Below are 23,984 nucleotides of genomic sequence, written 5' to 3' on the forward strand. Positions count from 1 at the left end.
TTTAGCAAGGCGTCGCGCCGTCCTGACAGCGGTGACCCAATAAAAGGACCTAGTGTACTGTTGCACGCTATATGAAGATTATAACGGCCCCTTTTTCCGCCATCCTGCGTTGTTCGTTGTCGCCGTAGCCCCACTATGACTCCGCCTCACGCCTTGACTGGCGAAAAAATGAGCGCGTTCTAAAGCACCATCAAGAGTGCACCAGTACACTAGATGGACAAGTTACTCGCACTCAGAATGTTTATTGCCACCGTGGAGGCCCGGGGTTTTTCATCCGCCGCCCGCCGCCTGGGCCTGGCAACCTCATCGGTGACCCGTATGGTGAGCGCGCTGGAGTCCCAGCTAGAGACCGCGCTACTCAACCGCTCAACACGCCAGGTTACCGTCACCGAAGCGGGTGCAGCCTACTACCAGCACGCATGCCGGATACTGGACGACCTTGCCGATGCCGATGCCCTCGTCAGGGATAGTGGCGACGAACCTTCAGGTCCACTGCGAGTGTCGGTACCCGCGGCCTTTGGCCGCAGTCAGATCGGACCGCACATTGGCGTCTTTCTGGCTCGCTACCCCGCAATAGAGCTGGACCTGACCCTCACCGACAGTATCAGTGATCAGTTCGCGGACAGCATCGACCTGTCTATCCGGCTGGGCTCGGTCGCCCCCATGGACGGTGTCGTAAGCCGAACGATCGGGCAATTCCAGCGCTGGGTGGTCGCCAGCCCTGCCTATCTCGAACAGCACGGTTACCCTGAACAGCCACAGGATCTGCGAGAGCATGAATGCCTGCGCTCCAAGAGCAACAATGCCGAAATGCTGCGCGAAATCGCCCTGGCAGATGCCGGTGTCGCCCTCCTGTCCGACTGGATGGTTCAGCAGGATGTCGAGCGCCAGCACCTGCAACGGCTTTTCAGCAGCTATCAGGTCACCCCCAACAATGCCAGTGCGATAATATCGGCCCTCTACCTGCCCAACCAGCGCGGCTCGAAACGGGTGAATGCATTTATCGACTTTATCATCGACATAGTGCCCCACTGACGTATTAACCCGGGTTGTTATTGCTGGCGCTGTAGCAAGAGCGCGTCGGCAAACTGCTGCTGCAGCAGCGCCTTGTTGCTGAAGTGACCGTCGGTCGGGCGCACGGCTATATCGATCAGACGGGCAATGGCATAGCCGCGCTGCGCGACCGTATCCGGAGCACTGCCGTAGAACTGGCTATAAGCATCACCGAAGGCGAGCCTTGATGCTGCGGACAAGGCCGGCGGCGTGAAATGATTGGGCGCCGGGGCATCTTCGTTTGCGGCCAGCAGGACCACCGCAGGCACGCCCTCTGGCAGAGCCTCAAGCATCGGGGTCTGATCGGGCCCCAGCACGGCGATAAGAAACCCCTGAGACTCACCCAGCGCACGCAGTTGCTGCGCGACCTGTACCACCCCCGCCTGACTGTCGATCCGTCGCAGATTGGAATCCACAGCCCCCAGATGACCATCGGATGTTTCCTGCGGATGGCCATCGGCTTCACGGGTGGCCACACGCATGCCTTGCCACAGGCTGGACCCCAGCGTCGCCGCAGGCCCGGAGAAGGGCGCTATCACCGCGATATCAAAGCTGTGCGCCCAGAGCAGTGCTGGCGCTCCCATCAGCAAACCCACAACGAGCAGCATGCGCAGTCGGTTTAATCTCAGCATCAGTTCTTTCCCAGGCAGCAGAACAATGTCGACCATACCAGCGCCGGAAACCTTCACCGCCGGCGTGCGCCAGGGCGTCCAGGACCCTGTCCACACGCCTGAAAGCATAGCTGTCGCCGACTGTGGATAACAAACAGCTGCCGAAAGATCATAACCAGGGGCTCAGGCCGTCCCACAGCAGTTTCAGCGCCAGCAGTGTCAGGGTGAGCTTCAATAGCTGGGAAAAGTGCTCGTTGGGAATGCGATCCAGCACTTTCTTGCCGACAAGGGTACCCATAAAGCCGGTGATGATCATCAGCACCACCAGCCCCAGCCAGTCGGCGAAAGCGAAGCCGAACAGACCAAACACTAGTGCCTTGAGGGCATGCTGCACGGCCATCAGCGCCGCCATGGTACCGACCAGTTGCATGCGGTCGGACAGGCTCTTGCGCAGGGCGGCAATAATGAAGGTGGCGGTAACGCCAACAAACATTGCCACAAATGCGGTGATGGCCCCCAGCAGCACACCGGTCTTGCCGCCCGCCAGTCCGGTGCGCAGCGGCAGCCAGCAGCTGTAGAGTATAAAGCTGCCGATAATGAGCTTTAGCCAGTGCGGTGGAATGCTCACCGCAATCTGCCCACCCAGCAGGCTGCCCCCCAGACAGCCGAGGGCAAACCAACCCACCAGCGGCCAGCGAATGTGCTCTTGCATGGTCCAGACCCGGCCCAGGTTCGACCCCAGCTGTACTGTGCCATGCACTGGAATCACGGCGATGGGCGGCAGTACATTGGCCATGACCGCGATCAGCACCGCGCCGCCACCCACCCCCATCATGGCCGTCATCGCCGAGGTAAAGGCACTCAGGCCGATCAGAAAAAGAAACGGCCCCTGCTCCAGCGCAGCGGGCCTTAGCCAGTCCAGTAATTCCATCAAGAGAGTCTGCCCTGCTGTAAAAACCTGATGCGCAAATGCCCGCCCATGCTAATCGAAGCGGGCGCAGACCTCAGCAGAATATTGGCGCTCTGCGTGATGCTAACTTAATGAGTGTTCCGCGGGAGCTTGCCCTGTCAGTAGGATTTGTAGGGCAGGAACTTGCCCGACAGCACCACCTGGACACGGTCGCCGTTGGGGTCCGGCTGGCGCTGCAGGTCCATCGAGAAATCGATGGCACTCATGATGCCGTCGCCAAATTCTTCATGAATCAGCTCCTTGATGGTGCTGCCATATACATTTACCAGCTCATACCAGCGGTATATCAGCGGATCTGTCGGTACCGCCGTCGGCAAGGATCCCTTGCTGGGCGTCACCTGCAGCCAGGCCACGGCTTCGTCGGGCAAGCCAAACAACTCGCCAACCATCTCGGCCTGCGCCTTGTTAAAGGTCATCTGCCCGAGGCAGGCGGCGGTGGTCCACTCCTTCGACAAGCCGATTGCCGTGGCGACATCCTTCCATTGAATGCCCTTCGCGACCTTGGCGCTCAGAATCATCTGGGTAACTTCATCACGATTGCTGATCATTGCTGTTTCCTCTTTTCTTTAGGGAAATAGAACGGGTTTGAAATAACCTCAAGAAAATTGCAGACCCGATTAGCGCTGCAAAAGCACAACGATAATACCGGCCAGAATGGCCGCAACGCCTTGCCAGAAGCGTACCGGGTTGCGTTCCAGCAGCGGCGGCCGCGCCCGGTTGAGGAACTGCCGGTTGGGCTGTCGCAGGTCGGCGATGAATTCCGACAGTTCCTGATAGCGCTTGTACGGAGTGATATGCACGGCCTTTTTGAGGGTTTCATCGATCCAGGCGGGAATCTCCCGCTCATCATGCAGCACCGAAGCGTACTGCAGCCGCCGCTGCGCCGCCGAGGTTCTGCATTTGGACACCTCGGTACCGTAGGGGAAATCACCGGACAGCATGTGATAGGTCAGCACACCCAGCGAATACAGATCGGAGCAGGATGTACCCACCTCCCCCATGAAATATTCCGGCGCCGTATAGAGTGCCGTTCCCAGAATCAGATCCTGCTCCACGTCTGGCTCAGACTCCACAATGCCCGCCACCCGGGCGGCGCCGAAGTCGATGATTTTCACCGTGCCGCTGTTGTCGATCATGATGTTGTCGGGCTTGAGATCCTGATGCAGGATTTCCATGCGGTGCAGCGCCTGCAGCCCGCGGGCGACCTGCTCGACTATGCCCCGCACGGTTTCAAGCCCGGGCCTGGGGTTATCCACAAGCCACTGTTTCAGCGTCTGGCCTTCAATAAATTCCATCGCCGTGTACAGGTACTGGCGCGGGCGGCTCTGGGGCGCAGCCTTGAGCACATGGGTACTGTTGATGCGCCGCGCCGTCCACTCCTCCATCAGAAAGCGCTCCAGATAAGCCGGGTCGCCACCCAGATCAATGGACGGCGTTTTCAGCACTACCCGGCTATTGGTTGCCTCATCCAGCGCCAGATAGACATGGCTGCGGCTGGTGGCATGCAGCTCGCGCAGGATTTTATAACCATCAAAACGCGCGCCCGCCGCCAGTATCGGCGGCAGCTCCAGCGCTTCTGCATCGCGCTGCAGCGAGGCTGAACCGGGCCTTGGCAGCGCATCGATGCGCACGATCTGAAGACTGAGGTTATCCCCACTGCCCTGTTCCAGCGCGTGTTCGACGATACGCCTGGCGGCGGTATCGAGGTCACTGCTGTTTGCAATACTGTTGAGCACAAAGGCCGTGTCGGCGTATTCGTAAACGCCATCGGTCGCCAGCAGGTAGATATCACCCTGGCGGAGCGGCCGTGACTGATAATCGAGCTCGATCTGAGCTTCAACCCCCAACGCGCGGCTGAGGTGACTTTGGGTTTGCGACACCCAGAGCCGGTGATCATGGGTCAGCTGCTCCAGACCCTTGTCGTGCAGCCGGTAGATACGGGTATCACCGACGTTAAAGATATGCGCCCGGGACGCCTTGATCACCAGGGTACTGAGCGTACAGACATAGCCCCGGTCCTTGTCGAATCGGTAGGGGCTGTTCAGCGTTTGGCTGTGCAGCCAGGCATTGCAGGCCGTCACGACACGCTCCACCGAATGCTGCACCGACCAGGCATCCGAGGTGCAGAAATAGTCATCGAGGAAATTCTTTACCGCCGTTTCGCTGGCGATATGACTCAGCTCACTGCTGCTGATCCCGTCCGCCATGGCAAAGGCCACGCCCTTGCGACTCAGCAAGGGTTCGGTGGGCAGGTAACAGCCATGAAAGTCCTGATTGGAGGCCTTGCGGCCCTTATCGGCATACTGACCCACGGATACTTTTAAGCGACTGCTCATGGGCGCTCCCCGGCGCCCCGGCCAGCATGAGTGACCGGGGCTTGGCGGCTATTAGACAGAGACAGGCTGCAGAGCGCGTTTTTTGCCGGTACGCACATGGGTGGTGTAGAGAGTAAGACCGGTAAAAGCCAGACCGCCCACCAGGTTACCCAGTGCGGTGGGAATTTCGTTCCAGATGAAGTAATCCATGATGGAGAAGTCACCGCCCATGATCAGGCTGAACGGGAACAGGAACATGTTGACCACGGAATGTTCGAAGCCCATGAAGAAGAACAGCATGATCGGCATCCACATGGCAATCACCTTGCCGCTGACATGGGTAGAGATCATGGCACCGACGACACCCAGGGAGACCATCCAGTTACACAGCATGCCGCGGATGAAGATGGTGATCCAGCCATCCATACCGTACTCGGCATAACCCAGCGTACGCGCCTTGCCAATACCCGCGACCTTTTCGGCGATCGCGCCGCCATCGGCGTTGTAGCCGTAAGTGAAGATGTAGGACATCATGAAGGCAACTGTCAGCGCGCCGGCAAAGTTACCCAGGAACACCAGACCCCAGTTTCTGAGGATGCCCTGAACGGTGACTCCCGGGCGCCGATCCAGCCAGGCCAGCGGTGTCAGCATGAAGACCCCGGTGAGCAGGTCAAAACCCATCAGGTAGAGCATGCAGAAACCCACCGGGAACAGGATGGCGCCAATCAGAAAGACACCGGTTTGCACGGCGACAGTAATGGCGAACACCGCTGCCAGCGCCAGAATGGCCCCGGCCATATAGGCCCTGATCAGGGTATCGCGAGTCGACATGTGAATCTTGGATTCACCGGCATCGACCATCTTTGTCACAAATTCAGACGGAACCAGATAAGCCATATCTATTGCCTCATTCAGCGATAATTTTGTAACTATTCATTTGGTACCGGCCCTGTTCAGGCATGCTTTACAGCTGCAATCCTTCCCTGTTTTGCGCAGGCGAAAAAAAGGCGACCACAACCGCTCTGCAGAAACAGATCAGTGAGGACGCCGTTGTCCGTCTATTACTCAGTTTGTAAAGGCCCGAGTCGGCCAAACGATAATTAATTAAAAGCCATTTGTTCAAAGCAATAGTCGTGCCTGGTTTTGTTTTTATCGGATTAATACCGTCCTGCGAGGTTTATTGACGCATGAACAAGGCGATCAGGGCCCGTATTAGCCTTTAAAGCGTGCGTTCGGACAGTGCGATTAATTAAACACCCGCACCGAAACGGAGCGAAATAGCTGCAGTGGCTTGAGTCAAAGTCGATATTGAAAGCCTCGGAGGCTCGGTAGTTTTGGCCTTGCGGCCCGCGACCGGCCTATAAATGGCTAGACCGCCAACCCAAAGTGCCAAAAATAGCGTACGTACCCTAAACCGCCTCACTCGCGGTACAGTCCACTAAAACCAGCGCACAGGATGAAGGCATGCTCACAGGTTTAAAAATGTCAGAACTCATCGGCGCCCTCAGTCATGCCCTGGACATGACCGAAGGTCAGCCCAGGGGCCACTGTGTGCGCAGCTGCTGGATCGGCATGCATATTGGCCGTGAGCTTGGCATGCCCGATGCACAGCAATGGGAGCTCTACTACAGCCTGTTGCTGAAAGATCTGGGGTGTAGCAGCAATGCCGCCCGCATCTGCCAGCTTTATGCCACAGACGATCTCGCTTTCAAGCATGATTTCAAGGAAGTCGACGGCAGCCTGCCCCAGGTACTGCGTTTTGTCATGCGCCATACCGGGCTTAGCGGCAGCCTCGCCGAGCGCTTTCGCACACTGATGACCATCGTTCGAGATGGCTCCGAAATCGCTCAGGAGCTGATTCAGACCCGCTGCGAGCGCGGCGCCGACATCGCCAAAAAGCTGCGCTTTAGCGAAGGCGTCGCCGCAGGCATCCGAGCCCTGGATGAACACTGGAATGGTAACGGCAAGCCCCGGGGCCTGGCCGGTGAAGCGATTCCGCTCTATGCCCGCATCGCGCTGCTGGCCCAGGTTGCCGACGTTTTTCAGTCCACCGCAGGTCCCGGGGAAACCCTGGCCGAAATCCAGCGGCGCAGCGGTTCCTGGTTCGACCCCGAGCTTGTCAGGGTATTCGAGCAGGTTTCCAGGCGCCCGCATTTCTGGTCGATGCTGCGGGACCCCGAGCTGGAGCAGGCGGTCATGGCACTGGAACCGGCCCAGCATGAGGTCAGGCTGGACGAGGACTACCTCGATGAAATCGCAGCCGCCTTTGGCCAGGTGGTCGACTCCAAGAGTCCCTATACGGCAGGCCACAGCGAGAGGGTGGCCTTCTATACCGACCTGATCTGCACACAGATGGCCCTGGACGACAAATCGAGACGCTGGCTCAAGCGCGGCGCCCTGCTCCATGACATCGGCAAACTGGGCGTCAGTAACAGCATTCTCGACAAGCCCGGCAAACTCGATGACCAGGAATGGATTCAGGTCCGCCAGCACGCCGCCTATACCGAGGACATCCTGATCCGAATCGGTGCCTTTTCACGCCTGGCAAAAATCGCCGGTGCCCACCATGAACGCCTGGATGGCAAAGGCTATCCGCGGGGGCTGTCGGCAGCCGATATCAGCATGGAAACACGCATTATCACCACCGCCGATATCTTTGACGCCATTACCGCTGATCGGCCCTACCGGGGCCCTATCCCCATTCCCGACGCCCTGGCCATCATGGAAAAGGAAGTCGGTAACGCCATCGATGCCGACTGCTTCCTGGCACTCAAACGTGCCCTAGCAGCCTGTCGGACTTAACACTGATCTGCTGCGGAAACGCCGATTTTGGCCATTTTTTGCACTCTTTCTCGTTGAATAGAACCACTATTCGCCTCAAAAGAGCACAAAAACTGCCTCAAAACGGTCTTTCCCTCGCTACGATCGGCCAAGCCCGACAGGCTGCTAGCTCAGCTGGCGCTGGAAACCCCCTGCGCCGAACCTGCCTGAGCGGCGCACATTTTTCTTTTTGCAGTGCAGCACCCGTGGGCTGAATAGGCTGTTTGTGTTACGTTAAGTGCCTATTTTCACGTCGCCGGTACTCGGACAGAACCATGCTTGACTGGATACTGACAACCAATGGCTTCATTCTGGAAGCCCTGCTGCTGGTTGCGGTACTGATCTATGTCGGCACAAGGATCTAATCCGCAACGCTGAAATTCTATTTACTGTCAATTGCGAAAAGTCGCCATGAAACACACCCAATCACGCCTGCAGCAGGGCACCCTCGCCTTGATCCTGCTGATACTGACCCCGCTGTGCGCTACAGCCCAGGCGTATCCTGATGATCAGGATCAGGCCATATTCAGCGAAGCCGACTTCTATGCAGTCATTCCGGAAGTGGTTTCGGCTACCCGCATCACCCAGAAACTGACCGAAGCACCGGCCTCCATCAGCCTGATCGACCGCGACATGATTCGCGCCTCAGGGGCGCTTAACATTACAGATCTGTTGCGTCTGGTGCCCGGCTTTCAGGCATTTCATGTCAACGCCAACAAGTTTGGTGCCACCTACCACGGCGTGAGTGATGATTTCCCCCGTCGCCTTGAGGTACTGGTGGATGGCCGCTCGATCTACCTGCCGCTGCTGTCCACCGTCGACTGGAATTCCCTGGGACTCAGCCTCGATGACATCGAGCGTATCGAGGTGGTGCGTGGCTCCAACGTGCCGACCTACGGCTCCAACGCCTTTCTGGGCGCCATCAATATTGTCACCCGCTCGCCCTACAGCGAAATCGGCGCATCACTCAAGATGCTGGGAGGCTCGCAGGATACCCGCCGCGTGGAAGGCCGCTTCAGCGTACCCATGGGCAATGCCCAGATGCGATTTACCGCAGGCCATGACCAAAACGATGGCAGCGATCGCTTTCAGGACGGCGCGCGCAGCGACTACTTCAACCTGAGCGGAACCCTGGCACCAACACTGGCCGACACCGTACTGATGCAGGCGGGTTTCAGCAGCGGCTATGCCGATCGCGGCGATATGGATCGCACCTTCAAGCCGGTCATTTCCCGTGATAGCCAGGCCAATTATCAGTACCTGCGCTGGAATCACGTCACGGACGGCAACGGCGAAACCCAGGTCTCCGCCTACCACAACTACCTGAACCTCTCCATTGCCGCCCCGACCGTTGCCGACCTGGTGAAGTATGAGGGCCTGCCAGCCGGCTTTGCTGCAGGGCTGCTGTTACAGAATCCGGATTTCAGGCTGGACACTGAGCACGGCAAAACCGAACTCTACGATATCGAAGTGCAGCATACACAACAGTGGATCCCCGACCAGGCCACCTTTCTCTGGGGGCTGGGCTATCGGCAGGAAATCGCCCAGAGTGGCGCGCTGCTGCAGGAGCAGGGACGTATAAATGAAGATCGCTGGCGCCTGTTCGGCAACCTCGAACTGGTACCCGCCGATGCCATTACCCTCAATTTAGGCGCCATGCTCGAGAGCAGCAGCACCAGCGCCGACAGTGCGCAACTGTCTCCCCGCCTCGCCTTGAACTACCGCCCCGATGAGCAGTCGGTTATCCGCACGTCCTTTAGCCAGGCCTATCGCATGCCCTCGCTGCTGGACAAGAGCAACCGGTCGATTATTTATGACCCTGCCGGCGACGTGCTGGATAACGTCGTCGTGCCGAACTCAAACATAGGCGCAGAGCGCATCAATACGGCTGAAATTGGCTACTATCGCGCATTCCAGCCTGTTGCCGGACATTTCGATGTGCGAATATTTGTCGAGGATATCGATGACGCCATCAGCACTTTCTGGGTAGACGATGATGATGATGTTATCGACGGCCGACGGCGCTTTAACGCCAACAACGCCTCTTGGCGCAACAGCGGCGCCGAGTTTCAGCTGCGTCTGCAGCCGAGTGACCAATTCTGGCTACTGCTGAATTACAGCTATATCAACACCACGGACTTTGTGGTCAATAAGGGTACAGCTCAAAAGAAAGGTGGCGTGGAGCGGCCGACCAAACCACAATCCCCGCTGCATACGGCCTCCATGCTGCTGAACTACAATTTTGCGCCACGCTGGAGTTTCAGTCTGGCGCAGTACTACATGGATGATGTCCAGTGGGATGAGGGCGGATACCGGGACAGCTACAACCGCACGGACGTGCGCCTGGAAAAGGAATGGAGCCTGCCTGCGGGTCAGCGCCTCTCAGGCGCACTGATTTTTCAGAACCTGCTGGGCAACAGGTACTCCGAATTTTACCGGTATAATGAATTCGATCAACGGACCTATCTGCAGCTACAACTCGAATTTTGATAACCCGGCGACGCGAATGGATACGCTGAATGCAGGCACCGGACACACCTAGATACAGGCGATACCCCAACCTTTGGCGGTCAGGACTCCTGCTGCTGATGCTTATTGTTGGATTTACCGGCACCCGCGCTGTCGCTCAGCCGCTGATGCTAATGAGCGATAACAGCCCGCTCTATCGGCTGGTGGCCGAGGAGATCAGGCGCAGCGCCCAGCTACCCATGACCCTGTACAGCATCGAAAACACACCGTCCCAGGAGCGGCTCGACCAAGGGCTCAACATTGCCATTGGCGCCCGGGCCTGCGAACAGCTGCTGCAGCACAACGGCCAAGCCGATCTGATCTGCACCTTTATTCCGCGCACCACCTTTGAGTCCCTGTCGACCCTGTACGACAATGGACAGCGCCGCCTCAGTGCGGTCTATCTGGATCAGCCGCTGCAACGCCAGCTGCGCCTTGCCCGCCTGCTGGTGCCAGATGCAAAAAGTATCGGCGCCATGTTCGGCCCTTTTTCCACGGCATCGAGGCAGCTGTTCGACGAGGCCTCCCACAGGGAAAAGCTGGCACCCATGTCCATCACTCTGGACGAAGCGGATAACCCGATCGAGCGGCTAACGCCACTGATTCAGCAAAGCGACGTCTTTCTCGCCTTGCCGGATCGGGCCCTGTTTAACCGCGCGACCGCCAAATGGCTGCTATATATCACGCTGCAGCAGAAAGTGCCGGTGATCGGTTTTTCCAAAACCTATGTCGAAGCCGGGGCCCTGGCCGCGGTATACTCGACACCCGGGCAGATAGGCCAGCAGACCGGTGAGCTGCTGCGCGAGCTCGACCTTTCCCGGCCTTTGCCGCCACCGGCCTACCCGAAATATTACAATGTCAGCACTAACCCGATAGTGGCCCGCACCCTGGACCTGTCCGAACCTGACAACCAGGCGCTGCACCGGCAACTGGAGGACGGCACAGAATGAAACGCCGCCTTAAAACCCTGGGAATCCGCCAGCGCGTGCTGATGATATCGCTGTTGCCGATGGTCATCTTCGCCCTGGTGCTGGGTGGCTACTTCATCAGCACGCGGATCGACGACACCCAGTTCACGATGCTGGAGCGTGGCCAGTCCATCAGCCGCCTGCTGGCATCTGCCTCTGAGTTTGGCCTGCTACTCGGCAACCACGAACTGCTGCGCAATCTTGGCAAGGGCGTAAGTCAGGAGCCCGATGTGGCCGACGTGGTCTTCCTGGATAACCACTTTGACCTCATCACCCGCTCCAGGGCATTCGATCTGCAGCTGAAACCCCAGGGCCCCTTTGTCTATCAGGACAATAATCACTGGTACTTCGCAGAGCCTGTGCAGGTGACCGGCATCTCTTTCCAGGATTTCCCCGAATATCCCGACGCCAAGGATCAGCTGGATACCATTGGCTGGGTTATCGTCATTTTGTCCAACGATCCGACACGCAACCGCCAGCGCAGTATCCTGATTACCGGCCTGCTGCTGATGCTCGGCACCTTTGGCATCACCTGCATCATAGCGCTGCGCTTTGGCAACCGTATCACCCAGCCCATACAGGGCCTCAGCCATGTAGTGGAGCGTCTGCAGGACGGCCAACTCGATACCCGCGCTGAAGTCTCCCTTACCGGCGAGCTGCGCACGCTGGCCCGCGGCATCAACCGCATGGCGGCCCGTATCCAGGAATCCAGTTCCATGATGGAAACCAAGGTGGATACCACCACCAAACGGCTGCGCGCCACGCTGAACCACCTTGAAACCAAGAACCACGAGCTGGAGCTGGCCCGCTTTAAGGCCGACACCGCCAACCGTGCCAAGGACGAATTTCTGGCCCGTATGAGCCATGAGCTGCGCACCCCCATGACCTCGGTACTGGGCTTCGCCCGCCTGCTCGATGAAACCGACGCCAACGATGAGCAGCGCGAGTACACCCGCATTATCAACCAGACTTCCACGGTCCTGCTCAGCATCATCGACGACATCCTTGATCTGTCCAAGCTCGAATCCAATGCCATCAGGCTGGAACAGATTCCACTAGACCTCGAAGACCTGTTGCTCGACGTGCTGGAAATGCAGGCTCCCCTGGCCCACAACAAGGGGCTGGAACTCGTCCTGCACTATGCCCCAGGAATACCCGATATCCTGCTGGGCGATCCAACCCGCCTGCGCCAGATCCTTACCAACCTGGTCGCCAACGCCATCAAGTTCACTGAAAAAGGCGAAGTCCAGCTGTTCGTGGCAGCCGAAGACCTCGACAGTCATCAGTGCATGCTGCGAATCAGGGTGGAGGATTCGGGTATTGGCATTGCGGAAAACCAGAAAGGCAAACTGTTCAAGGCATTCACCCAGGCCGATACATCCATCACCCGCCGCTTTGGCGGCTCTGGACTGGGCCTGGTCATTACCCAAAGGCTGACCAGCCTGATGAATGGCACCATCAAACTCAGCAGCGAGCTTAACGAGGGTACACAGATCAGCCTGACGATCCCCTTTGCCTACAGCGAGCAGGACGTAAAACCCCAGCCTGGGGCTCGGCTAGAGCGCGGCCCAATACTGTTCTACGAGCCTCACCCGGCCATGCGAAAATCCCTGCAGGCATTGTTGCTGCGCCTGCACCTGAACATAGACACTGCACTGAACTTCGATGACTTTTGCCGCCGTGCAGCGCAGTATGACTGCCTGATCTGGGGCGACAGCCCAGGCATGAGCAGCGAGCAGTTCAGCGCCTTGCTGCAACGGCTGCGCCTGGGTTACAGCGCACGCCTGGTCATTCTCTGCGCCAGCGGCTTCAGCCAGCCCCAGCTGGATGAGCAGACACTGATCGTGCACAAGCCGGTGCGGACCCGCAACCTGCTGCGGGCGCTGAACACAACGGCACAAGGCCCGGCGGGCTATAAAAGTATCGCGCAGGCCAGCACCACCGCCAAGACAGCCCCCAGTCAGGGCCTGGACGTGCTGATTGCCGAAGACAACGACCTGAACCGCCTGCTGATCACGAAGATTCTCAGCCGGGCCGGCATCCGCTCAAGGCAGGCCACCAGCGGGCTGGAGGTACTGGAACAGGTGAGGCACAAGGTACCGGACCTGATCCTGATGGATGTGCACATGCCCAGGATGGACGGTATCGAGGCAACAAGACGTTTGCGCAGAACCTGCCCAGAGCTGCCAATAATCGCACTGACAGCCAACGTGGTGCCGCGGGAACATCAGGCCCTGCAGAACGCAGGTATCACCAAAATCATGTTCAAGCCCATCAATGAACCGGAACTGCTCGCGGCGGTAAAGCGCCATTGCAGCCCCGCTCCCACACGCCCGGCCCCCCAGGCTTCGGCGGACAAAGATAGCTCAACGTTGCTGAGCTACGCGCAGATACAGCAGGAAATACAGCGCCAGCTGGAGGCTTGCCAGCAGGGAGTGCTGAGCCAGGACACCGCCAAAATGCGTCACCATGCCCACCAGCTGCTGGGCATCAGCGGACTTTACGACTGGCCGGAGTTCGAGGCGCTTACCGCCGACTTCCACCAGTGTGTAACTGCCGGCAGCGGCCAGCGTGAACTCTGGCAGTCGCTCTGGCGCCTGCAACGGCTTAGCAAACAGCCACTGCCAACGGCAGATACAGACTCGGCTTAGCAGCCGGTCGATCAGAATTCGCGGTAGACCGGATCCCTGGCGATCAGATGTGTCAGGTCATCCACTATGCTGCGCAGCCGCTCTCTGCCAGCGCGGTCAAACAGATAATCGTCAATCCCTTCCCCCGCCGCGGGCTCGTTCTCATCCCCTTCCTGCAGTACCAGGCAGCGCAGACGTATGGCCTCGAGATCCGGGTCATGTTGCATGGGCATGCCGACATAAAGATCCCAGCGCTGTCGTGTTGTCGAGCCATCCAGTACGCCCTGCAGCAACGCCAGTATCTCGGCCCTGGACGGACGATAGGTCGGCGCCCGGCCGAAATGAAGCGCCGCGGCCATTAGACACAGAAACACCAGAGTAATGGCGAACGCCGCCAGGAAGGCCAAGGGTCAGTGCATCCGATCAAGCGGATACTCATGCAGCTTGGCTGCTGCACGCAGCAGCGCGTCGCGGTGCTGTTTTTCCAGCACATCCATTTCCTGGCGGTAGCGCCGCTGCTGCGAAGGCTCCAGCGACGTCCACTCCTTCAGGTAGGGGATATGCCGGGTGGCCTCGTAATGTGTCGAAATGATTTCAAAGTCGGGGTTATGGTGCAGTTCCGGCATCAGATTATCGAGCAGTACCTTCAGGCGGATGGAGCCTTCGGTCAGGGTCATCTTCTCGTCTTCCGACATGGCACGGGCAATCACCCGGATACTGTCAATCAGATACTGGCGCTGCTCCCGAGCCTTGGCTTCGGCCTGGCTCTGACGCGCCTCCCGCTGCTGCCTTTGCTGCCGCAGGGCACGCAGATGCACGACGATATACCAGGACGAAGCCGTTATGATCACCAAGCCCAGGCCCGTTGCCCAAAACATCAAACTGTCACTCATCCGCCACCCTGTCGTTCCGCCTGTTTAGTCAGGTGAACCATTATGCATAATCGCCACCTGAAACCCAGAGTCCCTGCCACCGCACTGCCCGCAGCACGCACAAAAAAGCCCGTTACTGGCCAGTAACGGGCTTTAACAATCGGGGAAAGGGGGTTGATTCGCCGTGCGGCGTGGCGCCCGAATCAAGCAGCGATCAGCCAGCGATACCCACGAAGTCGTACTGCGGGGCCGCGGCTTCAGTCGGCTTCCTGTTCATCTGCTGCATGCGGGCATTGCGCTGCTCAAGCGCCTGGGCCAGAACCTGAACTCCGGTTTTGCTCGGAGTCTGCTGGGCAGTTTCCAGACGTACCTTCAGATTCGCACTCATGCTCAAGCCTCCTGCGGCTTTGTCTATCGCACTGGCAGTGACCCGAAGAGCCTATGGGGCCAGTTATCAAATTCGACTGGGGCCAGTATAGACAGAACCGTTTAGCATGTAATGGAATATCATATTCTATATTTAGACCATAAGCGCATATGCACTGTGGATGAATCCGACCCGCCGAGCCCCCTCCCCGCCTGGCTCCAACTATTCCGGAATGCTGGCGCTACGCCTGCGCAATACCACGCCCTATAGTGGACAGACATTGTGAAATAAACAGGCAGTCGAGCCAGGCAAAGAGCCGGGCCCGGCGCTACCGGCACCCTTATCCCGCTACAGAGAGCCTTGTCATGAACGCCCTGTCCCCTGTTGTGCCTCAGGCAGCCACCATAGAATTACTGCGGCACTGGCAGCAGCCCCACCCTGACTTCACCTCAGGCCAGGATAAGCGCAGCAGCGAAAATGCGTTGCTGGTGCTGCTGTACGGCGGTCTGGAAAAGGCGGCGCGCTACGGCTGGCTCAATGCGGGCCGAACCCTTATCGACAAGACCTATCTGCGTATCTTGTGGACTACCCAGCAGCTCGCGCCCACGGGTATCAGTTTTGATGAACTGGCCGCGCGTCTCGACGGCTTTATCCGCCGCGAACTGCAGCCACACTGGGACACTCTGGACGGTCTTGAACACGATGCCCGTCATGAACTTGCCCAGGTTCTGGTAGACCAGCTTCAGGCTCAGGTATTCCAGAGTACTGCACAGCTGGAGTCCGCCACCGCCTTGCTGTTTTTCCTGTGCCCGCAGATACCCGTTTTTGCCTATGAAAGCACCGCGAATGCAAAGGGCATCCCCGCGACCGACTACCCAGGCTGGCACCAGAGCTGCCGCCAGCGCCTGATCGCCCTGCTGCCCCAGGCCTGCGGCACCACACCTTCGGCCACTTACGGTACGGCGCAGGAGCAGCAGCTGATCACCCGCCTGCTGGCCCAGAGCGACTGGTGGCCGCGGCGACTGCTGTCTCGGCGACGCTAGCCCGTCGCATCCTCCGCTATGCGATAAGATCCGCTCAACTCCGGCGACAGCCAGCCCTTTGTCAGCACCTTCGGGTGCTGTTTTTTCAAGATCCCGGCACCCGTTCAACCACGTCAAATACACAAAAGCCCCGACCGCACAGGCGATCGGGGCTTGGCACTGAGGAGTCGCCAGGCGTCTCGATGGCAACGACGATCAGCGATCGATAAGTCGGCGAATAGCCTGCAGGTTTTCCATGGTGCTGAGGCACGCCTGGGCCACTTCCGTACCCTTGCTGGTGAAATGGCGGTAAAAGAAATCATGGTGCGTGGCGTGCTCATGGAAATGATGCGGCGTCAGCACCACCGACATCACCGGCACTTCGGTCTCCAGCTGCACCTGCATCAGGCCTTCGATCACGGCCTGAGCCACAAATTCGTGCCGATAAATGCCGCCATCGACGACAAAGCCCGCCGCAACAATGGCGCCGTAGCGACCACTTTTGGCGAGCAGCTTGGCCTGCAGCGGAATTTCATAGGCACCGGCCACGGTGAATATATCCACCTGTTCGGCCGCCAGCCCCTGGCGTGTGCATTCGGCAAGAAAGGCATCGCGGGCCTGGCCGACGATATCACTGTGCCACTGCGCCTGAATAAAGGCGACGCGCTGTGCGCGGGTCTCATTGCTGAGTTTGGGGGGGTACGTCTGATTCATGGTTATCCTCGTTGATAGTCACCAGAATCAGGGCATGCGGAACCTGGACGCACTCAAAAGATACCAGCTGACTGCGCCTTGCGGCACGCAGGTATCGATTCGACCACGTCTTTGCGCCGGGCGATGATCGCCGGGCACCGGAACCGTTCTCTTTCATCCGGACTATGACCGTCGGCTTCGGAGTTGCACCGAATCTGCTGACCCCGGCTGCGTTGTATCCCATCGGATGCAAACAGTACCGGGCGCTCGCGGGCTTGGCGACACAGCGCCTTTACCGCCGGTGGGGACTTTCACCCCGCCCTGAGAACAATAAAATGCTGCGAATCACTCGCAGCGAGCGCTATCTTAAGCGCACTGCGCCCGGATGCCAAGCCTGCAAGCTGACAGCCTGAACGCGGATCAGGTCTTAGCCGAATTCCCGGGCCAGACGCTCGCGCTCTTGGGGCGTGTACTGCACCCGGCCAATCGGGATCATGTCGTTGGTCGCCGCACGGATGCGGTCGGCATCCTCAGCGCTAAAGCCGCCACAGAGCTCGATCAGCTGCACATGCTTGGTCAGCAGTTCCTGCGCCACCAGAATGGCTTCATCGACCGTTTTCACACCGGACACCGCCATATCAAACAGCTCGGTTTGAATGCGGCCGTGATGCTTGATGATTTCCAGATCCGGACCCTTAACAATAAAACCATATCGCGCCAATGCCATCTGCGCTGCTCCTGCCTGAATGAACGGGGAATGATGCATTCATTAAAGCCCGCGCGGCGCCGAGAGATTAGAGCCAGAGACCTAAAAAAGGTGGGGCCACCGGCTGGCCACTGCGCGTGCGCGACAAAAAAGGCCCCGGGATAAACCGGAGCCTTTTGTAATACCGCAGCCCTTAACTCAGGCCGTTTTCTGCGCCAGATAGTGGCTGTAAATGGAGGCCAGCGCACAGGACGCCAGACGCGCCTCCGGCGGATCGGCACGGGAGGTCAGAATGATCGGCACCCGGGCACCCAGCACCAGGCCCGCGGCCGTGGCACTCATGAAGTACACCATCTGCTTGAACATGCAGTTGCCGGTTTCAATATTGGGCACCAGCAGCAGGTCGACATCGCCGGCCACCCGGCTTGTCATGCCCTTGAGATCGGCCGCATCGCGCGAAATCGCATTATCAAACGCCATCGGACCTTCGATGATGGCATCCTGCATGCCGCCCAGGGACGCCAGCTTGACCAGCTCGCCTGCATCCACACTGGAGGGCATGGCGCGGTTTACTTCCTCGGTGCCGGACAGCAGCGCGACCTTGGGCTGGGTGATGCCAAGCGCGTGCAGCAGGTCGAGGGCATTGCGCAGGATGTGGGCCTTGTCGACAACCGTGGGCTGCACATTGATCACCGCATCGGTGATGCACAGCGGGCGCGCATGACCCGGTACTGTCATATGGAATACATGGCTCAGGCGCCGCGACGTACGCAGGCCTGCATCACGGCTCAGCACGGCCTTGAGCAGGGTATCGGTATGCAGATGCCCCTTCATCAGCGAGTGCGCTTCACCGGCAGCCACTATGCCCGCCGCTATACGGGCCGCATCGGCTTCAGTCGCTGCATCTTCCAGACGGATAGACGTCAGATCCCAGTCCAGCTCCCGGGCCAACGCCTGAATAACATCGGCCTTGCCCACCAGCACAGGCTCGATAAGACCTGCGTCTGTGGCCATTTTCGCGCTCTCAAGCGAGACCCGGTTCACCGGGTTCACTACGGCAGTCACCACCCGGGGCAGTGCCCTGGCTTTCTCAAGCAGGTAGGAGGGACACTCCACCGGAGTTTTGCTCAACATGGCAGCTTACCTAGATCCGTTGCACAGTTTGAATATCAGGGTGCCGGCCTGCAAAGGCTGACAGGGTTTGCACAGACGTTCGGGGCCCATTGGGCCAGCCTCCGCCTGCTCTGCATGGACAGGCGCTGCAGTTTGGGCTGTAGCAAGACAGTACCCGGAACCCAGGGGCCAGCAACAGAGGACGGTTAAACGCTTGTGCGAACGATTAGGAAAACCGGCTGGCCTTCCTTTAAAAACGGAACCGAAGGCCCGCGGCCTTCGGTGGGTCCCGACCAGCGCTGCCAGGGCTGCTCCGGTCGGGCTATTGCGTCTTGAGCCTTGCGGCTTAGACGTAGTCTTTGTACTTGTCGAGATAGCGCACCGGCTTGGACAGTGCGTCACGGCGGAACGGGTCGCCCAGCTCGCGCGTACACATGATTTCGATAACGGTGGTCTTGCCTTCTTCCATCTGACGGGTGATAGCGGCCTGCAGAGTCGGTCCGATATCTTCCAGCTTGTCGACGGTTACGCCTTCAGCCCCCATGGAGCGTGCGATTTCAGCGAAGCTCGGGTTTTCCAGCTCACCGGCAACAAAGCGACGGTTGTAGAAATCCACCTGGTTTTTCTTCTCGGCGCCCCACTGACGGTTGTGGAAAACGATGGAGGTGACCGGGATGCTTTCCCGCACGCAGGTCAGGATTTCCATCATGGACATGCCCCAGGCACCGTCGCCGGCGTAGGAGATGGCCGGACGATTCGGCGCAGCAACCTTGGCACCAATAATGGTCGGCAGCGCGTAACCGCAGTTACCGAAGCTCATGGCCGCGAAGAATGAACGCGGTTTTTCAAAGCGCAGGTAGCTGTTGGCAACGGAGTTGATGTTGCCGATATCGGTAGACACCATGACGTTTTCCGGCATGGCTTTTTCCAGCTCGCGCAACACCTGACGCGGGTGCAGGAAGCTGCCTTCTTCGCCTGCCTGTTCATTGATCATGTCCAGCGAGAACTCGTCCTTCTCGTGGATCCAGTCGTTCAGCTCGTTTTCCCAGTTCGCCTTTTCAGCAGCGATTTCTTCAGCACGCGCGCCTTTGGTGGCAACGCAGGCAACTGAAGTGTTTTCCAGACGCTGCAGCAGGTTGCTGGCAGCAGCCTTGGCATCACCGCAGATACCCACGGAAATTTTCTTCACCAGACCCAGCATCTTGGCATCGCAGTCGATCTGGATGACTTTGGCCTGCTTGGGCCAGTAGTCCAGACCGTGCTGCGGCAAAGTGCCGAAGGGCCCAAGGCGGGTACCCAGCGCTACAACAACGTCAGCACGGGACAGCAGCTTCATTGCCGCCTTGGAGCCCTGGTAACCCAGAGGACCGCACCACAGAGCGTGGGACGCCGGGAAGGAGTCATTGTGCAGGTAGCTGTTCACAACAGGTGCGCCGAGGAATTCAGCCAGTGCCTGACATTCGCCCAGGGCATCAGCCATAACGACACCGCCACCGGAGATGATGACCGGGTTTTTAGCGCCAGCCAGCAGTTCAGCCGCCTGCGCCAGGCTCTGCTCGCCACCCGCACCGCGCTCGATGCGCATGGGCTGCGGGATTTCAACGTCGATATCGCCGTAGAAAAAATCACGCGGGATGTTCAGCTGAGTCGGGCCGTTTTCGTGCATGGCACGGTCGAAGCAGCGCGCCGTCAGTTCAGCCATGCGCGCAGGATTGGCAACGTGGCCCTGGTACTTGGTGATGGTTTCAAAGAACGGCAGCTGCTGTGCTTCCTGGAATCCGCCCAGACCGTTGGACATGGAGCCGGTTTCCGGCGTGATGCAGACCACCGGGCTGTGCGCCCAGTAAGCAGCCGCAATAGCGGTGACAAAGTTGGTGATACCAGGACCGTTCTGCGCGATGCAGACACCGTGGCGACCGCTGACACGGGCATAGCCGTCAGCCATGTGGCCGGCGCCCTGCTCATGCACGACAGGAATAAAACGAATGCCTGCCGGCGTAAAGATATCCATGGCGTCCATAAAGGCAGAACCCATGATACCGAACATATCGGTAACGCCATTGGCGACCAAAGTTTCGACCATCGCCTCACTTGGAGTCATACGAGCCATATCAGTTTTCCTTTGCTTTGCTGTTGCAGACGACGGAACCGCCGTCGGCCGTTGGGTACCGGTTTTAATTACTTTGCCGTGTAGGGGACAAATTCTTTTCCCAGAGCCTGGGCAACTTCCCTGCAGGCCACTTTGCCCGCATGAATGTTGAGGCCATTGGCCAGATGCGTATCCCTTCGGATCGCCTCTTCCCATCCCAGGTCTGCCAGCGCAAGAATGTGCGGCAGCGTGGCGTTATTGAGGGCCAGAGTGGAGGTTCTCGCCACGGCCCCCGGCATATTGGCAACGCAGTAATGCACTACGTCATCAACGATATAGGTCGGATCTTCATGGGTGGTGGCATGGGAGGTTTCGAAGCAGCCGCCCTGATCAATCGCCACATCCACAACCGCAGAGCCTGGCTTCATGCGCTTGACCATCTCGACGGTCACAAGCTTGGGCGCCGCCGCACCCGGAATCAGTACACCGCCAATCACCAGGTCGGCCGAGAGCACATGCTCTTCCAGTGCCGCCTTGCTGGAGTAAACGGTCTGCACCTGAGTGCCGAACTCGGATACCAGCCGGCGCAGCACATCGACGGAGCGATCCAGCACCACCACCTGAGCGCCCATGCCGATGGCCATGCGAGCTGCATTGCTGCCCACCACACCGCCACCAATAATGACGACCTTGGCGGATTCGACACCCGGCACACCGCCGAGCAGCATGCCGCGTCCGCCGCGGGATTTTTCAAGACAGGCGGCACCGGCCTGGATGGACATGCGACCGGCCACTTCGGACATCGGTGCCAGCAGTGGCAGGCCACCGCGCTCTGAGGTTACGGTTTCGTAAGCGATACAGGTGGCTCCGCTGGCCAGCAGGTCATCGGTCTGGGCCAGGTCCGGCGCCAGGTGCAGGTAGGTAAAGAGTACCTGGCCGGCCCGCAGCTGCTTGCGCTCAACCGCCAGCGGCTCCTTGACCTTGACCACCATCTCGGCCCTGGCAAAGACGTCTGCCGCGGTCGCTGCGATGGTCGCGCCGGCGGCGACATAATCAGCATCGGAAAAACCAATGCCGTTGCCAGCCAGGGTTTCCACCAGTACCTGATGACCGCGTGAGGTGAGTTCCTGCACGCTGGCCGGAACCATGCCCACGCGGTACTCGTGGTTCTTAATTTCCTTGGGGACTCCGATTAGCATTGTCACCACTCCCGTCATTATTTTTTGTGTTCGGTTGTGAGCTCACACCCAGAGACTTTCTGCGGCCTGGGTGCCTGTGATCAGAGGCTGAATGTTTCAGATCAGCTTGGTTGTAGATTAGGAGGGAGGAGCAATGGCAGGTAGAACCAGTTGCCGGACATATGTTGCGCCAGACTGGCCCAGGCAGTGCAGACAGCTGCGCGGACTCGACGCGAAGCCCCGGGGTACGGGCTTTTCAGACTTAAATCAGGCTATTTTTGCAGAGCAGAGCAGGCACGAAAGCGCAGGTAAAAGGCGGGGAAAAAGAGGTATGGCGTGAGGTCCACCACGAGCGGGCGGTATAAAGACCAGGACAAAAGAATCGAATATCACACAACTTGATACGTTTGATTTCGAAAAACAAATATTATTTCGTCAATCCCGGGCGCACGAAGCGCGCCCGGGATCCGGCTCAGGTCATGTCCAAAATGAGTTCGGCCAGCGTCTTGATACCGGGGCGGATGCGCTCGGCGCTGATGGACGAGTACCCCAGACGGAAGAAGTTGAGTGGCGGGTTTTCACCCGCGAAATGCAGATCGCCGGACTCGATCAGGATACCGCGATCGGCCGCTTCCTTGCGCAGCAGACGCGCATCCAGCCCCTCAGGCCCCTCGACCCAGTAACAGGAACCGCCGAAGCTGGGTTTCTGCGACGACGCCGGCAGGAATTCGCCCAGGGCCGCACCCATTTCCTGCCAGCGCTCCTCGTAGGCCCGCATGATGGTCATGATCAGGGCATCGTGGTAACCCCGCTCCAGGAAGAGCGCCACCGAGCGCTGGTTGTTGGCCGCAGGATGGCGCAGCATCAGGCGACGCAGCGCCCTGGCCTCGCGAATAAACTCGGCCGGCCCCACCAGATAACCCAGCCGCAGGCCCGGCGCCAGTGTTTTTGACAGGCTGCCGACATAAAGCACCCGTCCGCTGCTATCCAGGCTTTTCAGTGCCGGAATGGGGTTGGACTTGAAGTTGGTTTCGCTTTCGTAGTCATCCTCGATGATGACAAAGTCGTGCTCGTTGGCCCGCTTGAGCAGCTCGTAACGCCGCTCTATGGGCATGGTGGCGGTCGTCGGACACTGGTGACTCGGTGTCACGTAGAGGCAATCGAGGTCGTTCAGGCTGTCATCCACAATCAGGCCATCGCCATCCACCGGCAGGGGCCGCACCTGGGACGGGTTGAGCGTCGAGATATTGCGAATATCCAGATAACCCGGATCCTCCATGCCCATGATGCTGTCCTTGTCGAGCAGCAGACGCGCCAGCATGTAGAGCGCCTGCTGGGCGCCCACGGTCACCAGTATCTGATCAGCCGACGCCCAGACGCCCCTGCGGGGCAGCAGCCGGGTACGTATCTGCTCCACCAGCAGCGGATCGTCATTGTCGAACCGATCCGATGCCCAGTCGCGAATCGCCGGTACGCTCACCGCGTCGCGACAGCACTCGCGCCAGTTGTTGGTGGGAAACAGCGTCGGATCGAACTGACCGTAGATAAACGGATAGGGGTATTTTTGCCAGTCCCGGGGCTTGCTCAAGTTCTGCTGATTCGACGGATACAGCTTGAGACAGCTCGACCAGTCCGGCGGCGTCCCTTCCACGGCGGCAACGGGGCTCTGCTTGATCACCACCTTGCCCGACATGATGTCCGGGTTGACGTAGTAGCCGCTGCGCTCGCGGGCAATCAGGTAGCCATCATCCAGCAGGTGCTCATAAGCCAGCACGACGGTATTGCGCGCAATATTGAGCTGCTTGGCCAGCTTGCGGCTGGAGGGCAACGGGCTATCCAGGGGAATATTGCCGTTCAGTATGCCGGCGGCAATCTGCTCACGCAGCTGTTGCTGCAGGCTGGCGGGTTTTTCTGGAGAAAGGTGAAAGAGTTGAAACATCCGCGGACCATACCTGTTTCCGACGCCAAAGCCGTGTTACTGCAAAGGCGCCTAGGATTATTATGCCATTCTGCCACTTGCCGAGTCTGACCCGGAAATATCAGTATATCACTGATATTAAAAGGCGTTC

Annotated in this window: 20 protein-coding genes and 1 riboswitch; of the genes, 6 read left to right on the top strand and 14 right to left on the bottom strand. The window is 58.9% G+C overall.

From position 1 onward, the window contains the following. The first annotated feature begins 213 nt into the window (after nucleotides 1-213). Nucleotides 214-1,035 (top strand): LysR family transcriptional regulator, encoded by an 822-nt coding sequence (locus MRS74_RS14285; RefSeq protein WP_254580948.1) that lies wholly within the window; start codon nucleotides 214-216, stop codon nucleotides 1,033-1,035. A 17-nt stretch (nucleotides 1,036-1,052) separates the two neighbouring features. Here MRS74_RS14285 and MRS74_RS14290 read toward each other — a convergent pair whose 3' ends face one another. The 5 genes from MRS74_RS14290 to MRS74_RS14310 form a co-directional block, all read right to left on the bottom strand. After that, nucleotides 1,053-1,685 carry a type 1 periplasmic-binding domain-containing protein gene (locus MRS74_RS14290; protein WP_254580949.1) on the bottom strand — a complete coding sequence of 211 codons (633 nt, stop codon included), beginning with the start codon at nucleotides 1,683-1,685 and terminating at the stop codon, nucleotides 1,053-1,055. A 148-nt stretch (nucleotides 1,686-1,833) separates the two neighbouring features. Then, nucleotides 1,834-2,595 carry a sulfite exporter TauE/SafE family protein gene (locus tag MRS74_RS14295; RefSeq protein WP_254580950.1) on the bottom strand — a complete coding sequence of 254 codons (762 nt, stop codon included), beginning with the start codon at nucleotides 2,593-2,595 and terminating at the stop codon, nucleotides 1,834-1,836. A 137-nt stretch (nucleotides 2,596-2,732) separates the two neighbouring features. After that, nucleotides 2,733-3,182, bottom strand: coding sequence for a cyanase (cynS, locus tag MRS74_RS14300; protein ID WP_254580951.1), 450 nt, complete (start codon nucleotides 3,180-3,182; stop codon nucleotides 2,733-2,735). Nucleotides 3,183-3,251: 69 nt separating this feature from the next. Then, on the bottom strand, nucleotides 3,252-4,970 hold the full coding sequence (locus MRS74_RS14305; protein ID WP_254580952.1) for a bifunctional protein-serine/threonine kinase/phosphatase: 1,719 nt from the start codon (nucleotides 4,968-4,970) through the stop codon (nucleotides 3,252-3,254). A 51-nt stretch (nucleotides 4,971-5,021) separates the two neighbouring features. Then, complete coding sequence (locus tag MRS74_RS14310; RefSeq protein ID WP_254580953.1) at nucleotides 5,022-5,846, bottom strand: formate/nitrite transporter family protein; 825 nt, start codon at nucleotides 5,844-5,846, stop codon at nucleotides 5,022-5,024. A gap of 585 nt (nucleotides 5,847-6,431) precedes the next feature. Between MRS74_RS14310 and MRS74_RS14315 the strand changes: the two genes are divergently transcribed. The 4 genes from MRS74_RS14315 (at nucleotide 6,432) to MRS74_RS14330 (ending at nucleotide 13,896) form a co-directional block, all read left to right on the top strand. Further along, nucleotides 6,432-7,751 carry an HD-GYP domain-containing protein gene (locus MRS74_RS14315; protein WP_254580954.1) on the top strand — a complete coding sequence of 440 codons (1,320 nt, stop codon included), beginning with the start codon at nucleotides 6,432-6,434 and terminating at the stop codon, nucleotides 7,749-7,751. 429 nt (nucleotides 7,752-8,180) lie between these two features. Next, nucleotides 8,181-10,259 carry a TonB-dependent receptor plug domain-containing protein gene (locus MRS74_RS14320; RefSeq protein ID WP_254580955.1) on the top strand — a complete coding sequence of 693 codons (2,079 nt, stop codon included), beginning with the start codon at nucleotides 8,181-8,183 and terminating at the stop codon, nucleotides 10,257-10,259. A gap of 98 nt (nucleotides 10,260-10,357) precedes the next feature. Then, nucleotides 10,358-11,227, top strand: coding sequence for an ABC transporter substrate-binding protein (locus tag MRS74_RS14325; protein ID WP_254580956.1), 870 nt, complete (start codon nucleotides 10,358-10,360; stop codon nucleotides 11,225-11,227). Further along, nucleotides 11,224-13,896: a response regulator gene (locus MRS74_RS14330; RefSeq protein ID WP_254580957.1), complete on the top strand. Its 2,673-nt coding sequence runs from the start codon at nucleotides 11,224-11,226 to the stop codon at nucleotides 13,894-13,896. The genes MRS74_RS14325 and MRS74_RS14330 overlap by 4 nt, the downstream gene beginning before the upstream one ends. An 11-nt stretch (nucleotides 13,897-13,907) precedes the next feature. On the opposite strand, the gene MRS74_RS14335 is transcribed toward MRS74_RS14330, so the two are convergent. The 3 genes from MRS74_RS14335 to MRS74_RS14345 form a co-directional block, all read right to left on the bottom strand. Next, nucleotides 13,908-14,282 carry a hypothetical protein gene (locus MRS74_RS14335; RefSeq protein WP_254580958.1) on the bottom strand — a complete coding sequence of 125 codons (375 nt, stop codon included), beginning with the start codon at nucleotides 14,280-14,282 and terminating at the stop codon, nucleotides 13,908-13,910. A 3-nt stretch (nucleotides 14,283-14,285) separates the two neighbouring features. After that, nucleotides 14,286-14,768: a DUF2489 domain-containing protein gene (locus tag MRS74_RS14340; RefSeq protein ID WP_254580959.1), complete on the bottom strand. Its 483-nt coding sequence runs from the start codon at nucleotides 14,766-14,768 to the stop codon at nucleotides 14,286-14,288. Nucleotides 14,769-14,961: 193 nt separating this feature from the next. Continuing rightward, entirely contained in the window at nucleotides 14,962-15,135 is a 174-nt protein-coding gene (locus MRS74_RS14345; RefSeq protein ID WP_254580960.1) for a hypothetical protein, read from the bottom strand. 344 nt (nucleotides 15,136-15,479) lie between these two features. On the opposite strand from MRS74_RS14345, the gene MRS74_RS14350 reads away from it, so the two are divergent. Next, complete coding sequence (locus tag MRS74_RS14350) at nucleotides 15,480-16,157, top strand: hypothetical protein (protein WP_254580961.1); 678 nt, start codon at nucleotides 15,480-15,482, stop codon at nucleotides 16,155-16,157. A gap of 195 nt (nucleotides 16,158-16,352) precedes the next feature. Here the strand turns inward: MRS74_RS14350 and MRS74_RS14355 are convergent, their stop codons facing one another. From MRS74_RS14355 to pdxR, 6 genes are all read right to left on the bottom strand, one after another. Continuing rightward, nucleotides 16,353-16,850, bottom strand: coding sequence for a 6,7-dimethyl-8-ribityllumazine synthase (locus tag MRS74_RS14355; RefSeq protein WP_254580962.1), 498 nt, complete (start codon nucleotides 16,848-16,850; stop codon nucleotides 16,353-16,355). Nucleotides 16,851-16,991: 141 nt separating this feature from the next. After that, a riboswitch (FMN riboswitch) is annotated at nucleotides 16,992-17,162 on the bottom strand. Nucleotides 17,163-17,256: 94 nt separating this feature from the next. Next, nucleotides 17,257-17,556 carry a DUF6506 family protein gene (locus tag MRS74_RS14360; protein WP_254580963.1) on the bottom strand — a complete coding sequence of 100 codons (300 nt, stop codon included), beginning with the start codon at nucleotides 17,554-17,556 and terminating at the stop codon, nucleotides 17,257-17,259. Nucleotides 17,557-17,733: 177 nt separating this feature from the next. Then, a complete protein-coding gene (locus MRS74_RS14365) occupies nucleotides 17,734-18,669 on the bottom strand; it encodes a bifunctional enoyl-CoA hydratase/phosphate acetyltransferase (protein ID WP_254580964.1) in 936 nt (311 codons plus the stop codon). 325 nt (nucleotides 18,670-18,994) lie between these two features. Further along, nucleotides 18,995-20,758 carry a sulfoacetaldehyde acetyltransferase gene (xsc, locus tag MRS74_RS14370; RefSeq protein ID WP_254580965.1) on the bottom strand — a complete coding sequence of 588 codons (1,764 nt, stop codon included), beginning with the start codon at nucleotides 20,756-20,758 and terminating at the stop codon, nucleotides 18,995-18,997. 68 nt (nucleotides 20,759-20,826) lie between these two features. After that, entirely contained in the window at nucleotides 20,827-21,936 is a 1,110-nt protein-coding gene (gene ald, locus MRS74_RS14375; RefSeq protein WP_254580966.1) for an alanine dehydrogenase, read from the bottom strand. A gap of 451 nt (nucleotides 21,937-22,387) precedes the next feature. Further along, nucleotides 22,388-23,854, bottom strand: a complete 1,467-nt coding sequence (gene pdxR, locus MRS74_RS14380) for a MocR-like pyridoxine biosynthesis transcription factor PdxR (RefSeq protein ID WP_254580967.1) — start codon at nucleotides 23,852-23,854, stop codon at nucleotides 22,388-22,390. Between the last annotated feature and the right edge of the window lie 130 nt (nucleotides 23,855-23,984).

It is taken from the genome of Marinobacterium sedimentorum, from assembly GCF_024267675.1.
Lineage (GTDB): Bacteria > Pseudomonadota > Gammaproteobacteria > Pseudomonadales > Balneatricaceae > Marinobacterium_A > Marinobacterium_A sedimentorum.

Excerpts from the sequence above, each read along its gene's own strand:
- MRS74_RS14330 (WP_254580957.1), top strand. The coding sequence starts at position 11,224 with ATGAAACGCCGCCTTAAAACCCTGGGAATCCGCCAGCGCGTGCTGATG.
- MRS74_RS14315 (WP_254580954.1), top strand. The coding sequence starts at position 6,432 with ATGTCAGAACTCATCGGCGCCCTCAGTCATGCCCTGGACATGACCGAA.
- xsc (WP_254580965.1), bottom strand. The coding sequence starts at position 20,758 with ATGGCTCGTATGACTCCAAGTGAGGCGATGGTCGAAACTTTGGTCGCC.
- MRS74_RS14345 (WP_254580960.1), bottom strand. The coding sequence starts at position 15,135 with ATGAGTGCGAATCTGAAGGTACGTCTGGAAACTGCCCAGCAGACTCCG.
- MRS74_RS14325 (WP_254580956.1), top strand. The coding sequence starts at position 10,358 with ATGCTTATTGTTGGATTTACCGGCACCCGCGCTGTCGCTCAGCCGCTG.
- MRS74_RS14320 (WP_254580955.1), top strand. The coding sequence starts at position 8,181 with ATGAAACACACCCAATCACGCCTGCAGCAGGGCACCCTCGCCTTGATC.
- MRS74_RS14355 (WP_254580962.1), bottom strand. The coding sequence starts at position 16,850 with ATGAATCAGACGTACCCCCCCAAACTCAGCAATGAGACCCGCGCACAG.
- MRS74_RS14285 (WP_254580948.1), top strand. The coding sequence starts at position 214 with ATGGACAAGTTACTCGCACTCAGAATGTTTATTGCCACCGTGGAGGCC.
- MRS74_RS14305 (WP_254580952.1), bottom strand. The coding sequence starts at position 4,970 with ATGAGCAGTCGCTTAAAAGTATCCGTGGGTCAGTATGCCGATAAGGGC.
- MRS74_RS14290 (WP_254580949.1), bottom strand. The coding sequence starts at position 1,685 with ATGCTGAGATTAAACCGACTGCGCATGCTGCTCGTTGTGGGTTTGCTG.
- MRS74_RS14350 (WP_254580961.1), top strand. The coding sequence starts at position 15,480 with ATGAACGCCCTGTCCCCTGTTGTGCCTCAGGCAGCCACCATAGAATTA.
- MRS74_RS14310 (WP_254580953.1), bottom strand. The coding sequence starts at position 5,846 with ATGGCTTATCTGGTTCCGTCTGAATTTGTGACAAAGATGGTCGATGCC.
- MRS74_RS14295 (WP_254580950.1), bottom strand. The coding sequence starts at position 2,595 with ATGGAATTACTGGACTGGCTAAGGCCCGCTGCGCTGGAGCAGGGGCCG.
- MRS74_RS14340 (WP_254580959.1), bottom strand. The coding sequence starts at position 14,768 with ATGAGTGACAGTTTGATGTTTTGGGCAACGGGCCTGGGCTTGGTGATC.
- MRS74_RS14360 (WP_254580963.1), bottom strand. The coding sequence starts at position 17,556 with ATGGCATTGGCGCGATATGGTTTTATTGTTAAGGGTCCGGATCTGGAA.
- pdxR (WP_254580967.1), bottom strand. The coding sequence starts at position 23,854 with ATGTTTCAACTCTTTCACCTTTCTCCAGAAAAACCCGCCAGCCTGCAG.
- MRS74_RS14365 (WP_254580964.1), bottom strand. The coding sequence starts at position 18,669 with ATGTTGAGCAAAACTCCGGTGGAGTGTCCCTCCTACCTGCTTGAGAAA.
- ald (WP_254580966.1), bottom strand. The coding sequence starts at position 21,936 with ATGCTAATCGGAGTCCCCAAGGAAATTAAGAACCACGAGTACCGCGTG.
- cynS (WP_254580951.1), bottom strand. The coding sequence starts at position 3,182 with ATGATCAGCAATCGTGATGAAGTTACCCAGATGATTCTGAGCGCCAAG.